At 65.7% G+C, this 17,466-nt stretch carries 15 protein-coding genes and 1 pseudogene; 9 read left to right on the forward strand and 7 right to left on the reverse strand.

Going from position 1 to position 17,466, the window contains the following annotated elements; all coding sequences use genetic code 11:
* The 4 genes from JOZ00_RS27075 to JOZ00_RS27090 form a co-directional block, all read left to right on the forward strand.
* Positions 1-1,058: dihydrodipicolinate reductase (locus JOZ00_RS27075; RefSeq protein WP_293350806.1), on the forward strand; the 1,058-nt coding region annotated here is incomplete at its 5' end.
* Positions 1,055-1,552 (forward strand): VOC family protein, encoded by a 498-nt coding sequence (locus JOZ00_RS27080; RefSeq protein WP_293350809.1) that lies wholly within the window; start codon positions 1,055-1,057, stop codon positions 1,550-1,552. The genes JOZ00_RS27075 and JOZ00_RS27080, both read left to right, overlap by 4 nt.
* Positions 1,549-2,322 carry an SDR family NAD(P)-dependent oxidoreductase gene (locus tag JOZ00_RS27085; RefSeq protein WP_293350812.1) on the forward strand — a complete coding sequence of 258 codons (774 nt, stop codon included), beginning with the start codon at positions 1,549-1,551 and terminating at the stop codon, positions 2,320-2,322. The genes JOZ00_RS27080 and JOZ00_RS27085 overlap by 4 nt, the downstream gene beginning before the upstream one ends.
* The gene (locus JOZ00_RS27090; RefSeq protein WP_293350815.1) at positions 2,319-2,930 is read left to right on the forward strand and encodes a TetR/AcrR family transcriptional regulator; all 612 of its coding nucleotides are present in this window, start codon (positions 2,319-2,321) and stop codon (positions 2,928-2,930) included. The genes JOZ00_RS27085 and JOZ00_RS27090 overlap by 4 nt, the downstream gene beginning before the upstream one ends.
* Here the strand turns inward: JOZ00_RS27090 and JOZ00_RS27095 are convergent.
* Positions 2,925-3,926: a D-2-hydroxyacid dehydrogenase family protein gene (locus JOZ00_RS27095; RefSeq protein ID WP_293350818.1), complete on the reverse strand. Its 1,002-nt coding sequence runs from the start codon at positions 3,924-3,926 to the stop codon at positions 2,925-2,927. The genes JOZ00_RS27090 and JOZ00_RS27095 overlap by 6 nt on opposite strands.
* A gap of 29 nt (positions 3,927-3,955) precedes the next feature.
* On the reverse strand, positions 3,956-5,380 hold the full coding sequence (locus tag JOZ00_RS27100) for a short-chain fatty acyl-CoA regulator family protein (RefSeq protein WP_293350840.1): 1,425 nt from the start codon (positions 5,378-5,380) through the stop codon (positions 3,956-3,958).
* Between the two features lie 110 nt (positions 5,381-5,490).
* On the opposite strand from JOZ00_RS27100, the gene prpD reads away from it, so the two are divergent.
* Genes prpD through JOZ00_RS27120 form a run of 4 tightly spaced genes read left to right on the forward strand, consistent with a single transcriptional unit; the run spans position 5,491 to position 12,426 of the window.
* Positions 5,491-6,996: a 2-methylcitrate dehydratase PrpD gene (gene prpD, locus JOZ00_RS27105; RefSeq protein ID WP_293350821.1), complete on the forward strand. Its 1,506-nt coding sequence runs from the start codon at positions 5,491-5,493 to the stop codon at positions 6,994-6,996.
* Positions 6,996-7,913: a methylisocitrate lyase gene (prpB, locus tag JOZ00_RS27110; protein ID WP_293350824.1), complete on the forward strand. Its 918-nt coding sequence runs from the start codon at positions 6,996-6,998 to the stop codon at positions 7,911-7,913. Before prpD ends, prpB begins: the two co-directional genes overlap by 1 nt.
* A complete protein-coding gene (locus tag JOZ00_RS27115) occupies positions 7,910-9,037 on the forward strand; it encodes a bifunctional 2-methylcitrate synthase/citrate synthase (RefSeq protein WP_293350827.1) in 1,128 nt (375 codons plus the stop codon). The genes prpB and JOZ00_RS27115 overlap by 4 nt, the downstream gene beginning before the upstream one ends.
* A gap of 5 nt (positions 9,038-9,042) precedes the next feature.
* A complete protein-coding gene (locus JOZ00_RS27120) occupies positions 9,043-12,426 on the forward strand; it encodes a pyruvate carboxylase (protein WP_293350829.1) in 3,384 nt (1,127 codons plus the stop codon).
* A gap of 31 nt (positions 12,427-12,457) precedes the next feature.
* On the opposite strand, the gene JOZ00_RS27125 is transcribed toward JOZ00_RS27120, so the two are convergent.
* Genes JOZ00_RS27125 through JOZ00_RS27135 form a run of 3 tightly spaced genes read right to left on the reverse strand, consistent with a single transcriptional unit; the run spans position 12,458 to position 15,945 of the window.
* Positions 12,458-13,372 (reverse strand): CoA ester lyase, encoded by a 915-nt coding sequence (locus JOZ00_RS27125; protein WP_293350831.1) that lies wholly within the window; start codon positions 13,370-13,372, stop codon positions 12,458-12,460.
* A 19-nt stretch (positions 13,373-13,391) separates the two neighbouring features.
* Positions 13,392-14,576 (reverse strand): CoA transferase, encoded by a 1,185-nt coding sequence (locus JOZ00_RS27130; protein ID WP_293350843.1) that lies wholly within the window; start codon positions 14,574-14,576, stop codon positions 13,392-13,394.
* Positions 14,569-15,945 carry an LLM class flavin-dependent oxidoreductase gene (locus JOZ00_RS27135; protein ID WP_293350833.1) on the reverse strand — a complete coding sequence of 459 codons (1,377 nt, stop codon included), beginning with the start codon at positions 15,943-15,945 and terminating at the stop codon, positions 14,569-14,571. Before JOZ00_RS27135 ends, JOZ00_RS27130 begins: the two co-directional genes overlap by 8 nt.
* Before the next feature lie 67 nt (positions 15,946-16,012).
* On the opposite strand from JOZ00_RS27135, the gene JOZ00_RS27140 reads away from it, so the two are divergent.
* On the forward strand, positions 16,013-16,669 hold the full coding sequence (locus JOZ00_RS27140; protein ID WP_293350835.1) for a GntR family transcriptional regulator: 657 nt from the start codon (positions 16,013-16,015) through the stop codon (positions 16,667-16,669).
* Here the strand turns inward: JOZ00_RS27140 and JOZ00_RS27145 are convergent.
* Positions 16,656-16,778: a hypothetical protein gene (locus JOZ00_RS27145; RefSeq protein WP_293350837.1), complete on the reverse strand. Its 123-nt coding sequence runs from the start codon at positions 16,776-16,778 to the stop codon at positions 16,656-16,658. The two genes, JOZ00_RS27140 and JOZ00_RS27145, sit on opposite strands and share 14 nt — an antisense overlap.
* 255 nt (positions 16,779-17,033) lie before the next feature.
* A pseudogene (locus JOZ00_RS27150) lies at positions 17,034-17,466 on the reverse strand (LLM class flavin-dependent oxidoreductase); the annotation flags it as partial.

Genomic DNA, 17,466 nt, shown 5'->3' on the forward strand with positions numbered 1-17,466 from the left:
GTGTCATCCAGTGGGCAACCGGAGGCGTCGGCAAAGCGGCCATCGGGTGCGTGCTCAATCACCCGCAGCTTGAACTCGCCGGCTGCTGGGTGCACAGCGCGGACAAGAACGGCGTAGACGTGGGCCACATCATCGGGAAGGGAGACCTGGGGATCGCGGCGACTTCCAACATCGACGAGATCCTCGCGCTGGACGCCGACTGCGTGATGTACAGCCCGCTGATCCCCAATGACGAAGAGGTCATTTCGATTCTGCGGTCCGGCAAGAACGTCGTCACGCCGGTCGGCTGGGTTTACCCCGACATGAACCTGCCGCGGCACAAGGCCGTCGCCGATGCGGCACGGGAGGGTGGTGTCACCCTGCACGGCTCCGGGATTCACCCGGGCGGCATCACGGAGCGATTCCCGCTCATGGTATCCGGACTGTCATCAGCGGTGACTCATGTTCGCGCCGAGGAGTTCTCCGACATCCGCACCTACAACGCGCCCGACGTCGTCCGTCACATCATGGGTTTCGGTGGCACCCCGGAGGAAGCCGTGCAAGGGCCGATGGCCGGCCTGCTGGAGGCAGGATTCAAGCAGTCGGTGCGAATGATCGCCGACCACATGGGCTTTCGTATCGAACCCAACATCAAGACCATTCAGGAGTTCGCGGTGGCGACCTCCACGATCGACTACGAACCCTTCCCGATCACGACCGGACAGGTGGCCGCGCGCCGATTCCGCTGGCAGGCCATTGCCGACGACGAGCCGGTGATCGAGGCGGCGGTCAACTGGTTGATGGGCGAGGAAAATCTGGATCCGGGTTGGAATTTCGGCGGTATCGGCGAGCGGTTCGAGGTCGAGATCACCGGCGACCCTCCGGTGAAGCTGACCTTCAAAGGACTGCAACCGGAGACCATCGCCGAAGGCCTGGTGAAGAATCCCGGCGTGGTGGTCACGGCCAACCATTGTGTCAACGCGATTCCCGACGTGTGCGCCGCCGAACCCGGCATCAAGACCTACCTCGACCTGCCGCTGTTCGCCGGTCGCCCCGCTCCCGACATCCAGCTGTCGTGACCGTCCTCAGCGACGTCTCGTTCTGCCATCTCGTCGTCGGAGTCACGGATATGGACCGCGCACTGGCGTTCTACCGTGACGTGCTCGGGATGGAGATCGTCTTTGAAACCCTCATCTCGGGCGAGCCCTTCGACGAGGTGTTGCACGCCACCCGCAAGCAGGAGGGCCGCGTTGTCGGCGGACTGCTGGGCGGGCTGATGGTCGAGCTGCTGTCGCTCGGAGCCAAACCCGCAACAGACAAACCGCCCCGCCGCGGTATCACCGGGATACACAACGTGTCGCTGTCGGTACGCGATCTCGACGACACCCATCGCCGTATCGTCGCCGCGGGATACCCACCCGACCAGGATCCCTTCGAGATCGGCGGCGTCCGAATGTTTTTCGTCAAGGATCCCGACGGCACGCCGGTCGAGTTCATCGAATTGCCCGACGGCGTGCGCAGCACCTATGAGATGTATCGCGGAGTGCGGCTGCAGATGGGACCCTTTCAGTGACTTACACCCACCCCAACTCGATGCGCGGCCACGTCGCGATCGTCACCGGCGCCGCCCAGGGTGTGGGCAAGGGCGTCGCGGCCGCACTGCTCGAACGCGGCGCCCAGGTGCTGCTTGTCGACATCCAAGACGAGAAGCTGAACGCGACAACCGCCGAGTTGAATGAACTCGGCCGGGCCGAGATGCTGGTCGCCGACCTACGCGACCCGGACAGCGCGCGGCTGATCGCGGCGGCCGCGGTCGACGCATTCGGCACGGTGCACGGCCTAGTCAACAACGCCATTGCCACCAACGAGCCCAAGGCATTCGTCGACATCACGCTCGAGGACATCGCGCTCGGCCACGACGTCGGCCCTCGCGCGACCTTCCTGCTCATGCAGGCCGTACACCCGCTGATGGTTTCGGCCGGCGGCGGGTCGATCGTCAACCTCGGCTCGGGGACGGGAACCGGTGGCGAGCCCAAGTGGGGTGGTTATGCCACGGCCAAGGAGGGCATCCGCGGCCTGTCGAAGGTCGCCGCCCTGGAGTGGGGGCGCGACAATATCCGCGTCAACGTCATCTGCCCGTTCGCCGAGTCAGACGGCGTCAAGTTCTGGAAGTCGTTCGCGCCCAAGGAATACGACAAGGCGGTGGGACGCGTGCCCATGAAGCGTATCGGCGATGTCCGTACGGATGTGGGCGCGCTGGTGGCATTCCTGCTCGGTTCCGACGCGACGTTCATCACCGGTCAGACAATCCACGTCGACGGTGGGATCGGCTGCTTCCGATGAACGCGAGGCCGGAGTCGCTGCGGGATCGGCAGCGCGCGCAGATCCGGGCCGACATCAGGCGCGCCGCGTTCCGGCTGTTCGTCGAGCGCGGCTACGACGCCGTGACGACGGAGGAAATTGCCACTGCCGCAGGCGTTTCCCCGCGCACCTTCTTCCGGCATGTGCCGACGAAGGAGGAGCTGTTCCTCGCACCCGTTCGCCACGGCGGTGCCGCGATCGTCCACCTCCTCGAACAGCGGCCCGCCGGCGAGTCGCCCGACGTCGCGCTGATCAACGCCATCATCACGCGGACCCGCTCCTTTGAGCAGGGCGACACCGAAGACTGGCGGGCGGCTCTGCTGGTCGCTCCCGACCTGCTCGACAGGGTCACGGTGCACACGCCCGCCGATAAGGAGCGGGCGACCAAACTCGTCGCCGAACGCATGCGCGTCAATCCGGAAACCGACATCCGTCCGGGACTCCTGGTTCAACTAGCTTTTGCGGCAGCGGATTTCGGCTTCCAGCGGTGGGTCCGGCAGTCCGGCAAGACGTGGCCGTTGGATCGCTACGTGACCGAGGCGCTCGCGGCGGTCAAGAGTCCGCACTGGAAGCGGTCACGAGCCTCATGACGTCCGTTTTTGGAAAGCCTCGGGATTGGCGATCCGAATGGGGGTCCCATCCAGCCAGGCCACGACGGCTTCCACGGTGTCGGAGTAGAAGGCGCCCAGCATCTCGCGGGTGACGTATCCCAGGTGTGGGGACAGCGTCACGTTCGGGAGTTGTCGCAAGGGATGCTCGGACGGCAGTGGCTCGATGTCGAAAACGTCGAGCCCGGCACCCGCGATCCGTTCGGCCTTCAGCGCGGCGACCAGGGCACCCTCGTCCACGATCGGCCCCCGCGACGTGTTGATCAGGTAGGCCTGCGGCTTCATCAGTCCCAGCTCGGCTTCGCCGACCAGACCCTGGGTGCGCTCCGACAGCACCACGTGGAGGGACACCACGTCGGACTCGGCGAAGAGCGCCGCCTTTTCAACGCGGCGTACGCCCAACGCGGCGGCGGCCTCCTCGGTGAGATTTTGACTCCACGCGATGACCTCCATGCCAAACACTTTCGCGTATTCGGCCATGCGCGTGCCGATCCGGCCCAGGCCGATGAGACCGAGCGTCTTGCCGGACAACGTCATACCCATGGTGGTCTGCCACGCGCCCTCGCGCATCCGGCGATGCTCCTCGGCCAGATGGCGCACGGTGGCGATCAACAGCCCCCAGGTGAATTCCGGGGTGGCATCGCGAAGGGACCGGAAACGGGGATGGGCGAAATCCGAATGGGCGACCACAATCCCGCGCTCAGTTGCCGCCGCCATGTCAAGGTTCGGCAGGTTCCGCCCAACGATGGTAATCAGCCCGAGATTCGGCAAGCGCTCGATCAGCGTCCGCGGAAACGCCATCCGCTCGCGCAGAGTGCAGACCACATCGAAGGGCCGCAGCGCGTCCACGGCCTCGTCCTCCGCGAGGTGCCGGTCGAAAACCGTTATCTCAGCGCGGTTCTGAACCGGCGACCAGTCCGCGACCTCCAAGGCCACGCCCGAGTAGTCATCGAGTATCGCTACTTTGTGAGCGCTCATTCCTGCAACCTTAGAGGTCGCGCGTCAGCCTACGTAGCGATCGCGGGTGGATAGGGCAGATCGGTGCTGCTGTGCGGGTCGACGTAAACCGGGTGGCCGAGAAAGGGAAACGCCCGCTGCGGGCAGGCGGGCCGGTCGCAGATCTTGCAGCCGGCACCGATCGGCACGACCGGCTCGGGATCCGTCAGATCGATCCCGGCCGAGTAAATCAGCTTCTCGGCGTGCGCCACATCGCAGCCGAGTCCGATGGCGAAGCTCTTGTCCGGGCCGAGGTAGCGGCTGGCCTCAGTGGTGGTTGTTCTCGCGATCCAGAAGTAGGTGCGCTCGTCGGGCATCTGGGCCACCTGCGTCAGGAATTGACCGGGCCGGGAGAAGGCGTGGTGGACCACCCACAAGGGGCAGTTTCCGCCGACGCGGGAGAAGTGAAATGCCGTGGCGGACTGCCGCTTAGAGATGTTTCCAGCGCTGTCGGTGCGCACGAAGATGAACGGAACCCCTCTCGCACTCGGGCGTTGCAGGGTGGACAGGCGGTGGCAGATGGTTTCGAAGCCCACCTCGAATCGTCTTGCTAGTTGGTCGATGTCGTAGCGGACGCTCTCGGCGGCGTCGAGGAACCTCAGGTAGGGCAGGAGCAGGGCGCCGGCGAAATAGTTGGCGAGACCAATCCGCGCGACACCACGCGCATCGTCGCTTAGTTGGTCGTCTGCGGCGATGATGCCGTCAATCAAGTCAGCGCGGGTGAGCAGCGCGATCTGCGTCGCAAGCTGGAAGGCGCGTTGGCCGGGATGTAGCCAGCGCGCCAGGTACAAGGTTCGAGATTCGGGCGCAAACATGCGCTTGGAGTTGAGATTTAGCGTCTGCCCGTCGTCGATCGACACGGTGACACGGAGTTTGTCGGCCAGCAGTTCGGTCAGCTGACCGTCGAGTCCTCCGATCCGCAAGCGGTTCTGAGTGAACAGCTCCTCGGCCGCGAGGTCCAGCTCTCCTATGTAGTTCTTGCGGTCATAGAAAAAATCGCGGACCTCTTCGAAAGGCATCGGCTGTTGCGAGACAGCCGTCGTCTCGACGTTGGCCCGGCTGTGCAGCGCTTCGAGATCGGTCGTGGTGTCGTGTAACCGCCGGTGCAGGTTGACCAGCGTCTGGCCGACGGCGGGCATCCGGGCGACGAGTTCCTCGATCTGCCCTGCGGTCGCGGATGTCTCGGCAAGCACCTCGCGCAGATCGGAGACCAGCCGCGCATCGGAATCCGGCGCGAAGTACTGGGTCGGCAAATCGAACCGCTCAGTGAGCGTGAGCAGCACGGGGACCGTGATCGGGCGCTGGTCGTTTTCGAGCTGATTGACGTAGCTGGTCGACAGGCCCAAGACGCGGGCCATCGCCACCTGCGTCAACCCGTGGTCCTCGCGTAAGCGCCGTAGCCGCGCGCCGGCGAACGTCTTCGCCACCCGCATCACCATACGCTCAGCGCCTTTCACAACGTTCGCAAAATTCAATTGACCAGGACACAAAATTACGCTTTTACAGCGCATTTACGAAGCAGGCCAAGCTGCGTACTGTGCGACTTATGCGCATCCATAACGTTCGAACCCGGCGCAGTGCCGAGGACTTCCCCCGTAGTGAGCACCTGGCCTGGAAGATCGCCGAGGTCGCGGCGGACCCGGTCGCCGTGCCCGCGGAGACCGAGGCGATGGTGATCAACCGCATCATCGACAACGCCTCTGTCTCTGCAGCGTCGGTGACCCGCCGTCCGGTTGCGGTCGCCCGTGCGCAGGCGCAAGCGCATCCGAATTCGTTCAAGGGCGCCAAGGTTTTCGGTATCGGCGGCGACTACTCGCCCGAGTGGGCTGCCTGGGCCAACGGCGTAGCGGTACGCGAATTGGACTTTCACGACACCTTTCTGGCCGCCGAGTACTCGCACCCGGGTGACAACATCCCCGCCCTGGTGGCCGTTGCGCAGCACCTCGGGATAGGTGGCGCCGACCTCATCCGCGGTATCGCCACCGGCTACGAGATCCAGGTCGACCTGGTCAAGGGCATCTGCCTGCACGAGCACAAGATCGACCACGTCGCACACCTCGGCCCGTCGGTTGCTGCGGGTCTGGGCACCATGCTGCGCCTGGACAAGGAGACCATCTACCAGGCGGTCGGCCAGGCGCTGCACCTGACGACCTCCACCCGGCAGTCGCGCAAAGGCCTGATCTCCAGCTGGAAGGCGTACGCGCCCGCCTGGGCCGGCAAGGTCGCCGTCGAGGCCGTCGACCGCGCCATGCGTGGTGAGGGCGCGCCCGCCCCGATCTGGGAGGGCGAAGACGGCGTGATCGCCTGGCTGCTCTCGGGTCCCGAGCACACGTATCAGGTGCCGCTGCCCGAGCCCGGGGAGCCCAAGCGCGCGATCCTGGACACCTACACCAAGGAGCACTCCGCGGAATACCAGAGCCAGGCGCTGATCGACCTGGCCCGGCGGCTGCGCGAGCGCATCGGCGACCTGAGCCAGGTCGCGACGATCGTGCTGCACGCCAGCCACCACACGCACTACGTGATCGGCACGGGATCCAATGACCCACAGAAGATGGACCCCGACGCATCTCGAGAGACGTTGGACCACTCGGTGATGTACATCTTCGCCGTCGCGTTGCAGGACGGCGCTTGGCACCACGAGCGGTCCTACGCGCCGGAGCGGGCGCACCGCCCCGACACCATCGATTTGTGGCACAAGATCTCCACGGTCGAAGACCCCGAATGGACCCGGCGCTACCACTCCACCGACCCGGCGGAAAAGGCCTTCGGCGCCCGGGCGGAAGTCACCCTGAAGAGTGGCGAGGTGATCGTCGACGAGATTGCCGTCGCGGACGCTCATCCGTTGGGAGCCCGCCCATTTGAGCGCAAGCAATACATCGGTAAGTTCACCGAGCTGGCCGAGGGTGTCGTTGCCGAAGCGGAGCAGCAACGGTTCCTGTCGGCGGTGGAAGCCCTTCCGGACCTCCAGGCGGGCGCGCTGGGTGTGCTCAACATCAGGGTCGGTCCGCTCGTGCTCGACAACGCACCGGTGATTCCATCGGGGATCTTCTGATGAGCGGGCTGATCGCAAGTGCCGTGCCCGCAGCGCAGAAGCGGGCGGCTTTTCGCAACGCGCTGGAAAGCGGTCGGCTGCAACGCTTCCCGGGAGCCTTCTCGCCTCTGGTAGCCAAGCTGGTGGCCGAGCTCGGATTCGAGGGGGTGTACGTGTCGGGGGCGGTGCTGTCGGCTGACCTCGGGCTGCCCGACATCGGGTTGACCACTTTGACCGAAGTCAGCGGCCGCGGCGCCCAGATCGCCGGCGTGACCGACCTGCCGACCCTCATCGACGCCGACACCGGCTTCGGCGAACCGATGAGTGCGGCCCGCACGATCACCGTGCTGGAGGATGCCGGACTGGCCGGCTGTCACCTGGAAGACCAGGAAAACCCCAAGCGCTGTGGGCATCTCGACGGCAAGGCTGTGGTATCCGCCAGCGAAATGATCAAACGCCTACGGGCCGTGGTATCCGCCCGCCGTGACCCCAATTTCATCATTTGCGCCCGCACCGACGCCGCGGGCATCGAAGGCATTCCCGCGGCGATCGACCGGGCGAAGGCCTACGCTGACGCCGGCGCCGATTTGATCTTCACCGAAGCTCTGCACACCCCAGTCGAATTCGAGCAATTCCGCGCTGCGGTGGACACGCCGTTGCTGGCCAACATGACCGAGTTCGGCAAGTCGCAGCTGCTGACCACCAAGCAACTGTCCGACATCGGCTACAACGTGGTGATCTACCCGGTGACCACGCTCCGCCTGGCCATGCAAGCTGTCGAGGCCGGCCTCCGTGAAATCTCCGACACCGGAACGCAATCCGGACTGCTGGACCGAATGCAACACCGCAGTCGGCTCTACGAGCTGCTCCGCTATTCCGATTACAACCAATTCGATTCCGAGATCTACAACTTCGCTCTCGAAGGAGTCCAGCCATGAGCAGCAACATCGAAGACAAGCCGCGCATCTACAAGGGGCTGGCCGGTGTCGTCGTCGACACCACCGCCATCTCCAAGGTGGTCCCGGAGACCAACTCCCTGACTTACCGCGGGTATGCCGTGCAGGATCTGGCAGCCCACTGCAGCTTTGAGCAGGTGGCCTACCTGTTGTGGCACGGCGAGTTGCCCGACGACCAACAGCTTGCGCTGTTCACGCAGCGCGAGCGGGCCGCGCGGCGGCTGAACCGGTCGCAGCTGTCACTGCTGGCCAAACTGCCCGACACCTGCCACCCGATGGACGTCGTGCGCACTTTCATCAGCACCATGGGCGCCGAGGACCCCGAAGAGGACGACAGCAGCGAAGCGGCGAACTACGGCAAGGCGCTGCGCATGTTCGCGGTGCTGCCCACCATCGTCGCCGCCGACATGCGTCGTCGCCGCGGCCTGGACCCCATCGCGCCGCACAGCCACATGAACTACGCGCAGAACTTCCTGCACATGTGCTTCGGCGACGTGCCCGAGCAGGTGGTGGTGGACGCCTTCGAGCAGTCGATGGTGCTCTATGCCGAGCACAGCTTCAACGCGTCCACGTTCGCCGCCCGGGTGGTCACCTCCACCCAGTCCGACATCTACAGCGCGGTCACGGCCGCCATCGGTGCGTTGAAGGGTCCGCTGCACGGCGGCGCCAACGAGGCCGTGATGCACGACATGCTCGAGATCGGCTCGGCCGACAGGGCGTCGGAGTGGCTTCAGGGCAAGTTGGCCCGCAAGGACAAGATCATGGGCTTCGGCCACCGGGTGTACAAGAACGGTGACTCGCGGGTGCCGACCATGAAGGAAGCGCTTAACCGCGTCGCCGCCGCTCGCAACGGTCAGAAGTGGCTCGACATCTACGAGGTCCTGGAAAAGGGCATGGCCGACGCCAACGGGATCAAACCCAACCTGGATTTCCCGACCGGGCCGGCCTACCACCTGATGGGATTTGACATCGGCATGTTCACGCCGATTTTCGTGATGAGCCGTATCACGGGATGGACCGCCCACATCATCGAGCAGACCGCGTCCAACGCGTTGATCCGTCCTCTCAGCGAGTATGTCGGACCACCGCAACGCGCTCTATCGTAAATACCGTGTTTGAGAAAGTACTTGTCGCTAATCGGGGAGAAATCGCGATCCGCGCGTTTCGCGCGGCCTACGAGTTGGAGTTGGCGACCGTCGCGGTCTATCCGTACGAGGACCGAAATTCCATCCACCGGTTGAAGGCCGACGAGTCCTACCAGATCGGTGAGGAGGGCCATCCGGTCCGCGCCTACCTGTCGGTCGACGACATCGTCGAGACGGCGCTGGCGTGCGGGGCTGACGCGATCTACCCCGGCTACGGCTTCCTGTCGGAGAATCCGGACCTGGCGGCGGCGTGCGCGGCGGCCGGCATTACCTTCGTCGGCCCGAGCGCCGAGGTGCTCGAACTCACGGGCAACAAGTCGCGGGCGATCGCCGCGGCCCGGGCGGCGGGGCTTCCGGTGCTGGCGTCCTCGGCTCCCTCGACGTCGGCGGACGAACTACTGGCCGCCGCCGAGTCGATGACGTTTCCACTGTTCGTCAAAGCCGTTGCCGGTGGCGGTGGCCGGGGAATGCGCCGGGTCGCCGAGCGAGCGGGGCTGTCCGAGGCGATCGACGCGGCCAGCCGCGAGGCCGAATCCGCATTCGGCGACGCCGCGGTCTTCCTCGAGCAGGCGGTTATCAATCCGCGGCACATCGAGGTGCAGATCCTTGCCGATACCCACGGCAACGTCATTCACCTCTACGAACGAGACTGCAGTGTCCAGCGGCGGCACCAGAAGGTTATCGAGATCGCCCCGGCGCCCAATCTGGATCCCGCACTGCGCGAACGGATCTGCGCGGACGCGGTGGCTTTCGCGCAGAGTATCGGCTATACATGTGCGGGCACGGTGGAATTCTTGCTTGATGAACGCGGCAACCACGTGTTCATCGAGATGAACCCCCGCATCCAGGTCGAGCACACGGTCACCGAGGAGATCACCGACGTCGATCTCGTGTCGGCCCAGCTACGGATCGCCAGCGGTAAGACTCTGGAACAGATTGGCCTGAGCCAAGATTCGGTCGTTCCGCACGGCGCCGCATTGCAGTGCCGGATCACCACCGAGGATCCGGCCAACGGCTTCCGGCCGGACACCGGCAGGATCACCGCCTATCGCTCGCCGGGCGGAGCCGGGATTCGGCTGGACGGCGGCACGATGCTGGGCGCGGAGGTCAGCGCGCACTTCGACTCGATGCTGATCAAGCTGACCTGTCGCGGCCGCGATTTCGCCACGGCGGTACGGCGCGCACGCCGCGCGGTCGCGGAATTCCGCATCCGCGGGGTCTCGACGAACATCCCGTTCCTGCAGGCGGTTTTGGACGACCCGGACTTTCAGGCCGGCCGCATCACGACCTCGTTCATCGAGGAGCGCCCGCAGTTGCTCACGGCACGCAGTTCGGCGGACCGCGGCACCAAGATCCTCAATTATCTGGCCGACGTCACGGTCAACAAGCCACACGGCGAGCGCCCGTCGACGATCTATCCGCACGACAAGCTCCCCGACATCGACCTGTCGGCAGACCCGCCGGCGGGATCCAAGCAGCGCTTGACCGAACTCGGGCCCGAACGATTCGCGGCCTGGCTCCGCGAGTCACGGGGAGTCGGCGTCACGGACACCACGTTCCGGGACGCCCACCAGTCCCTGCTGGCTACGCGGGTCCGCACCAGCGGCCTGATAAAGATCGCCCCCTACATCGCACGGATGATGCCGCAGCTGTTGTCGGTCGAGTGCTGGGGTGGGGCGACTTACGATGTCGCGCTGCGGTTTTTGAAGGAGGACCCCTGGGAGCGGCTGGCGGCGCTGCGGGAGGCGATGCCCAACATCTGTCTGCAGATGCTGCTGCGCGGGCGCAACACCGTTGGCTACACGCCGTATCCGGAGACCGTCACGACGGCGTTCGTCGAGGAAGCGACGATGACCGGCATCGACATCTTCCGCATCTTCGACGCTTTGAACAATGTCGACTCGATGCGTCCGGCGATCGACGCGGTCCGCGAAACCGGTACCGCCATAGCCGAAGTGGCGATGTCCTACACCGGTGACCTCAGCGATCCGGCCGAAAAGCTGTACACGCTCGACTATTACCTGAAGCTGGCCGACCAGATCGTCTCCGCGGGCGCACACGTGCTCGCGATCAAGGACATGGCCGGGTTGTTGCGCGCCCCCGCCGCCACCACCCTGGTTTCCGCGCTCAAGTCGCGGTTCGACCTGCCGGTGCACGTGCATACCCACGACACGCCGGGTGGGCAACTGGCGACCTACGCGGCGGCTTGGCACGCAGGAGCCGACGCCGTCGACGGCGCCGCCGCCCCGCTCGCCGGAACGACCAGCCAGCCGGCGCTGTCGTCCATCGTGGCCGCCGCCGCCCACACCGAATACGACACCGGCTTGTCCCTTTCGGCCGTGTGCGATCTGGAGCCGTACTGGGAGGCGCTGCGAAAAGTGTACGGGCCGTTCGAGTCCGGGCTGTTATCGCCGACCGGGCGGGTCTACCGGCACGAAATTCCCGGCGGGCAGTTGTCCAACCTGCGTCAGCAGGCCATCGCGCTAGGTCTCGGTGACCGGTTCGAAGACATCGAAGACGCTTACGCGGGAGCCGATGCCATCCTCGGGCACTTGGTCAAGGTGACGCCGTCGAGCAAAGTGGTCGGGGACCTGGCGCTGGCACTGGTCGGTGCGGGCGTCAGCGCACAGGACTTCGCCGACGACCCCGAGCGTTACGACATCCCGGATTCCGTCATCGGCTTCCTGCGCGGGGAACTCGGGGATCCGCCGGGAGGCTGGCCGGAACCGCTGCGCACCAAGGCATTGCACGGCCGCGGCCCGGCGAAGCCGGAGCAGCAGCTGTCGGCCGAAGACGAGAAGGCGCTGGCCGCTCCTGGTACCGACCGCCAGGCGACGCTGAACCGGCTGCTGTTCCCCGGACCGACAAAGGAACTCGAGGAACACCGGGAGCAATACGGCGACACCTCCCGAATGAGTGCCAATCAGTTCTTCTACGGCCTGCGCCATGGAGACGAACATCGAGTCGAGCTGGAGCGCGGTGTCGAACTGCTCATCGGACTGGAGGCCATCTCGGACGCCGACGAACGCGGCATGCGTACCGTGATGTGCATCCTCAACGGGCAACTGCGTCCCGTCGTGGTCCGCGACCGCAGCATCGCCGCGGACGTGCCGACCGCCGAGAAGGCCGACCGCGGCAACCCCAACCACGTCGCCGCACCCTTCGCCGGCGTCGTCACGGTGACCACCGAGGTCGGCGAGGAAGTCGAAGCGGGACAGACCATTGCGACGATCGAGGCGATGAAGATGGAGGCCGCCGTCACCACGCCGACGGCCGGGAAGGTCGCACGGATCGCGGTGTCCGCCACCGCCCAGGTCGAAGGCGGCGACCTCCTGGTGGTGATCGGCTAGCGGCGAAGCCGGGCGAAGCGGGTCGCCGCCATCAAGCGAGGCTGCCGTTGATCAACGCGGCGCGAGCCAGAGTCTGCTGCGCCTGCTTGACGTGGGCGGCATCGACCAGGACGCCGTTGACCCCGACCGCGCCGCGACCCTTGGCCTCGGCTTCCCGATAGGCGGCGACATTGGCTTCGGCACGGGCGATTTCGTCGGCGGTCGGCGCGTAGACCTCGTTGGCAACGGGAACCTGGTCGGGATGGATCGCCCACTTGCCGGTGTAGCCCAGCAAGGACGCGCGCCGGGCGTCACGCTCGTAACCCGACAGATCCCGGTAGTCGGGATAGGGCGCATCGATCGCGTCGATGCCGGCGATCCGCGCCGCGACGATCACCTTGTTGCGGGCGTAAGCCCAGAATTCGCCTGGGTATTCGCCGAGCGGGACGAAGTTGGTGTCCACCCGTGCGCCCTGCGACAGCGAGAAGTCCCCCACCCCGAAGATCAACGCGTCCAACCGCGGGCTGGCCGCCGCGATCTCCTCGGCATTGGCGAGGCCTTCCACTTCCTCGACGAGCACCTCGAGCCGAATCTGTTTACTGAGGCCCAGTTTCGCCTCGAGCTGGGTAAGCAGGACGTCCACCCACCAGACGTCGCGGGCCCGCAGGGCCTTCGGGATGATGATCGTGTCCAGGTTTTCCCCGGCCTTGGTCACCACCTCGACGACATCGTCGTGACACCACTGGGTGTCCAGCCCGTTGATCCGGATCGCGCGTGCGGTGCGTCCCCAATCGATGTCGTTGAGCGCGGCAATCACTTTGGCGCGCGACTCCACTTTGACACCGGCGGGCGTCGCATCCTCGAGATCGAGGAACACCAGATCGGCGCCGCAGTTGGCGCCCTTCTCGAACATGTTGTCGTTGCACGCGGGCACCGCCAGCTCGGAACGACGGAGAAGATCGGTCACGTTGAAGTATTTCCTTCTGTCACAACACGCCACGGGCGCGTAGGTCGTCAACATCGTTGGGCGTCAAGCCAAGTAGTTCGCCGTAGACCTCGGCGTTGTGTTCGCCTAGGTTGGGTCCCAGGTGCTCGACCGTCCCGGACGCCGACGAGAAACGCGGGACGGGGGCCTGCACCGTCATGGGCCCGAGTTGCTCGTCGTCGACGGAGACGAAGACCTCACGATGTGTGAGCTGCTCGTCGGCGACCAGGTCGCGGATGTCATAGACGGGCGCCGCGGCGACCTCGTGTGCCTCGAAGACGGCCATCGCCTCCGAAAGTGTCCTGGTAGCAACCCAATCGGCCACGACGGCGTCGACCTCGCGGGCCCGGGCCAGGCGCCGTTGCGCATCGGAGAAGTCGGGATCGGTCACCAGGTCGTCGCGCCCGATCGCCTTGAACACACGCAGCGCCAGCGCCGGCGAGCTGCCGGACATGGCAAGCCAGCGCCCGTCGGCCGTCTGGTAGGTGTTGCGCGGCGCCGAGATGTCCCACCGGTTGCCGGACCGCTCGGGCACCAAGCCCAATTGGTCGTAGCCCAGCAGCGTCTGCTCGAGCAGGCGAGCCAACGGATCGATCAGGTTGACGTCGATCAGCTGTCCCGGCCCGCCGTGCACGTCGCGGTGATAGAGCGCCATCATCACCGCGTAGGTGGCGTTCAGCGATGCCACACCGTCGGCCAGCATGAACGGTGGCAGCGTGGGCGGCCCACCGGCGTGACCGGTGATGTGGGCGAATCCGCTCATCGCCTCCCCTAGCGTGCCGAACCCCGGACGCTCACTCTTGGGGCCGGTCAACCCGTAACCCGTGATGTGCAGCATCACGATCCGGTCGTTCACCGCGCGCAGACTCTCGTAGTCCAGCCCCCACTTTCGCAGCGTCTGCGGACGGGTGTTGAAGATGGCGACGTCGGCGTGTTCCACCAGGCGGCGTACCAGCTCCTGCCCTTCGGGACAGCGCAGATCGAGGGTGATCGATCGCTTGTTGCGCGACAACGACTTCCACATGAGACCGACGCCTTCACGCTGGTTGCCCCACCCCCGGATCGGGTCACCGTTGCGTGGATCCTCGACTTTGATGACGTCGGCACCGAACTCGCCGAGGTAGGTCGCCACCAGCGGGGCGGCGGCCAAGGTGGCGAGGTCGAGTACCCGCACGCCGTCAAGCATTTGCACCGGCGGTCACCTTTGCGTTCGAAGGTCGTTGCAGCCCAAGGTGTCCCCGCAGGGTCGACGATTCATACTTGGTGCGGAACAACCCGCGTCGTTGCAATTGCGGAACCACCATGCGCACCACGTCCTCGAAGGCGCCGGGCAGATGCGTTGCCGCCAGGACGAAGCCGTCGCACGCATCGCTTTCGAACCACTCGGCCATCTGGTCGGCGACCTGCTCGCCGGTGCCAACGAATCGGGGCCCCTGCAGCAGCGTGGCGCGGTGGCCGGCGAGATCCCGCACGGTGACAGGGCGGCCCCCGCCCTCAGAAGAGATGTGCTTGCGTAGGTTCTGCACCAGCCCACGGATACCGGAGACGGACTCGATGAGCTCGTCGGTCACCGGGTCATCGAGACCGTGCTGCGCGAAGTCGTAATTCATCAACTCCGACAACAGTGTTAGCGATGCCATGGGGTCCACCAGATCATTGAGGAACATAGCTTCGCGCTCCTTGGCGTGAGCCTCGGATTCGCCCACCACAGCGTAGGCCATCGGGCAGATGCGGACCGCGGCAGGATCGCGCCCGGCATCGGCGATGCGTTCCTTCTGGTCGGCGTAGTGGCTGCGCGCGACTTCCAGCCCGGGGTCGCCGGTGAAGATCAATTCAGCCCACCGAGAAGCGAATTCGCGGCCGCGGCCCGACGATCCGGCCTGGATGATGACGGGTCGGCCTTGCGGGGTGCGCGGCACGGTCAGCGGGCCGCGCGCGGAGAAGAACCGGCCCACGTGATTCAGCTCGTGGACCTTCGCCGGGTCGGCGTAGCGTCCGGATGCCCGGTTGTGCAGGATCGCGTCGTCTTCCCAGGTGTCCCAGAGCCCGGTGACGACGTCCATGAACTCGTCGGCGCGGTCGTAGCGCTCGTCGTGCCCCAGGTGCGCGTCGACCCCGAAATTCTGGGCCTCGCTGTCGTTGACGGAAGTGACGACGTTCCATGCAGCCCGGCCACCGGAGAGGTGATCCAGCGTGGCGAAGGTCCGGGCGACGTGGAACGGCAAGTAGTAGGTCGTCGAGTACGTCGCGCCGAGGCCGATGTGCGACGTGGCCTGCGCCAGCACCCCCAAAACCGACCCGAGGTCCAGCTTCACCGGGCGCGCGCCGTACGCGACCGCCTCGTCCACCGATCCCCCGTACACCCCAGGCATCGCCAGCCGGTCGTCAAAGAACATCAGATCGAAGCAGCCCTCTTCCAGCTGGCGGCCGATCTTCGAGTAGTACGAGGCGTCCAGGTACCGGTGTTCGGTCGCGGGGTGTCGCCACGAGCCCGCATAGACCGAGGTGCTGCCGGCCTGCATGAATGCAACCAGTGCCATTTTGTCGTTTCGCATGTCCGAAATCTAACATCTGATATTTCAGATTTCAAACGTCAGATTTACGGTTTGATATTGTTTACACGTGGCTGCGATGGACATCTCCGGCACCGTGCGGGAACGGGCGGCCCGGGAACTTCGGGACCGCATCCTCACGGGAGCGCTCCCCGCGGATTCCCGCATCGACCTCGATGCCATCACCGAGGAGTTCGCGACCAGCCGGACTCCGGTGCGCGAGGCGCTGCTGGAGCTCTCGTTCGAAGGCCTGGTCCGCGTCGCCCCCCGCAGCGGAGTCACGGTCATCGGCATCAGCCCCGAGGACGTCATGGACAGCTTCACGATCCTCGGCGTGCTGACCGGGCAGGCCGCGGCCTGGGCCGCCGAGCGAATCGGCCAGGAAGAGCTCGAGAGACTGCGGGCGCTCGCCGCGGACGTTGAGGCGAAGTCCGGTGACGACGGCATCGGAGAGGCCAACTGGCATTTCCATCAGATGATCCACCGCGCCGCGCACTCGCCACGGCTACTGAACCAGATCAAGCAGGCTGCCCGCGTGGTGCCGAGCAACTTCCTCGCCGTGTTTCCCGAACACGAGAAGCACTCGCTCGACGAACACCAGGAGCTGCTGGACGCGTTCGGGGATAAGGACGTCGAGCGGGCACGCACGATCGCCGAACGGCACGTGCTGGACGCCGGGCGCTCGCTGGCCGACTGGCTCGAGCAGCGCTCGGTCAGAGCGACTTAGCCGCCGCCACCGGCTCCGCCACCGCCGCCACCACCGGCTCCGCCACCGCCGCCGCCGGCACCACCACCGGCTCCGCCACCAGCACCTCCACCGGCACCGCCGCTTTCACCGCTGCCGCCGTCGCTATAAGGCGCTTGTGGCGGGGGCGGCGCCGGGTTGGACGAGGTGGGCGGCGCCGGCGCCGCCGGAGCGCCAGTTGCCAAAGAAGTTGTCTGCGTGGTGAAGCCGAGCCCGAGACAGAGGATGGCAGCACCGCCGAAAACCACGGTGGCCCTTTTGAACGTGGATCTCATTACATCTCCTTATCGCGTCTTGAAGCGCGTGTACCCCGTAATTTCGCGCGCAATCACGAACAGGAATGCAGTTAGGCGAGCGCAGGCAGGACCTTGTCGGTGAGCAACTGAACCGACTTCCACGCCTCGTCGACGGGCATGCCACCAACCAGCGGGTGCATGACGAGCGGTCCGTAGTTCTCGGCGTCACGCACCTCGGCGATCAGCTGGTCCGGGGTCAGAAAGCGGTAGCGTCCCGATGCCTTCACCTGGTCCAGCGTCTGCACGCCGGGCAGATGCATCAGCGAACGTTGGTCGGTTGACCATTCGCCGTAAGTCACTGCCTCCCAGAGGATGTGGTCGCCAAGCTCCGCCCATGCCCGATCCGGATCCTCGTGCAGGTAGATCATGCCGCGGTTGATCGGTCCCGGCATGATGATCAGCGGCGTCATGCCGACCTCCGAACACAGCGCGCGGTAGTAAGCGGCCACGTCCGGCAGGTGATCGGCCAGGCTGAGCGGTAGT

Origin of the sequence: Mycobacterium sp. (genome assembly GCF_019243155.1) — a bacterium.
In the GTDB taxonomy this organism is placed as follows: Bacteria; Actinomycetota; Actinomycetes; order Mycobacteriales; family Mycobacteriaceae; genus Mycobacterium.

What these genes read in the sequence shown, in the direction of transcription:
- JOZ00_RS27090 (WP_293350815.1), top strand. Translation starts at nt 2,319, where the DNA reads ATGAACGCGAGGCCGGAGTCGCTGCGGGATCGGCAGCGCGCGCAGATC.
- JOZ00_RS27095 (WP_293350818.1), bottom strand. Translation starts at nt 3,926, where the DNA reads ATGAGCGCTCACAAAGTAGCGATACTCGATGACTACTCGGGCGTGGCC.
- prpD (WP_293350821.1), top strand. Translation starts at nt 5,491, where the DNA reads ATGCGCATCCATAACGTTCGAACCCGGCGCAGTGCCGAGGACTTCCCC.
- prpB (WP_293350824.1), top strand. Translation starts at nt 6,996, where the DNA reads ATGAGCGGGCTGATCGCAAGTGCCGTGCCCGCAGCGCAGAAGCGGGCG.
- JOZ00_RS27115 (WP_293350827.1), top strand. Translation starts at nt 7,910, where the DNA reads ATGAGCAGCAACATCGAAGACAAGCCGCGCATCTACAAGGGGCTGGCC.
- JOZ00_RS27130 (WP_293350843.1), bottom strand. Translation starts at nt 14,576, where the DNA reads ATGCTTGACGGCGTGCGGGTACTCGACCTCGCCACCTTGGCCGCCGCC.
- JOZ00_RS27135 (WP_293350833.1), bottom strand. Translation starts at nt 15,945, where the DNA reads ATGCGAAACGACAAAATGGCACTGGTTGCATTCATGCAGGCCGGCAGC.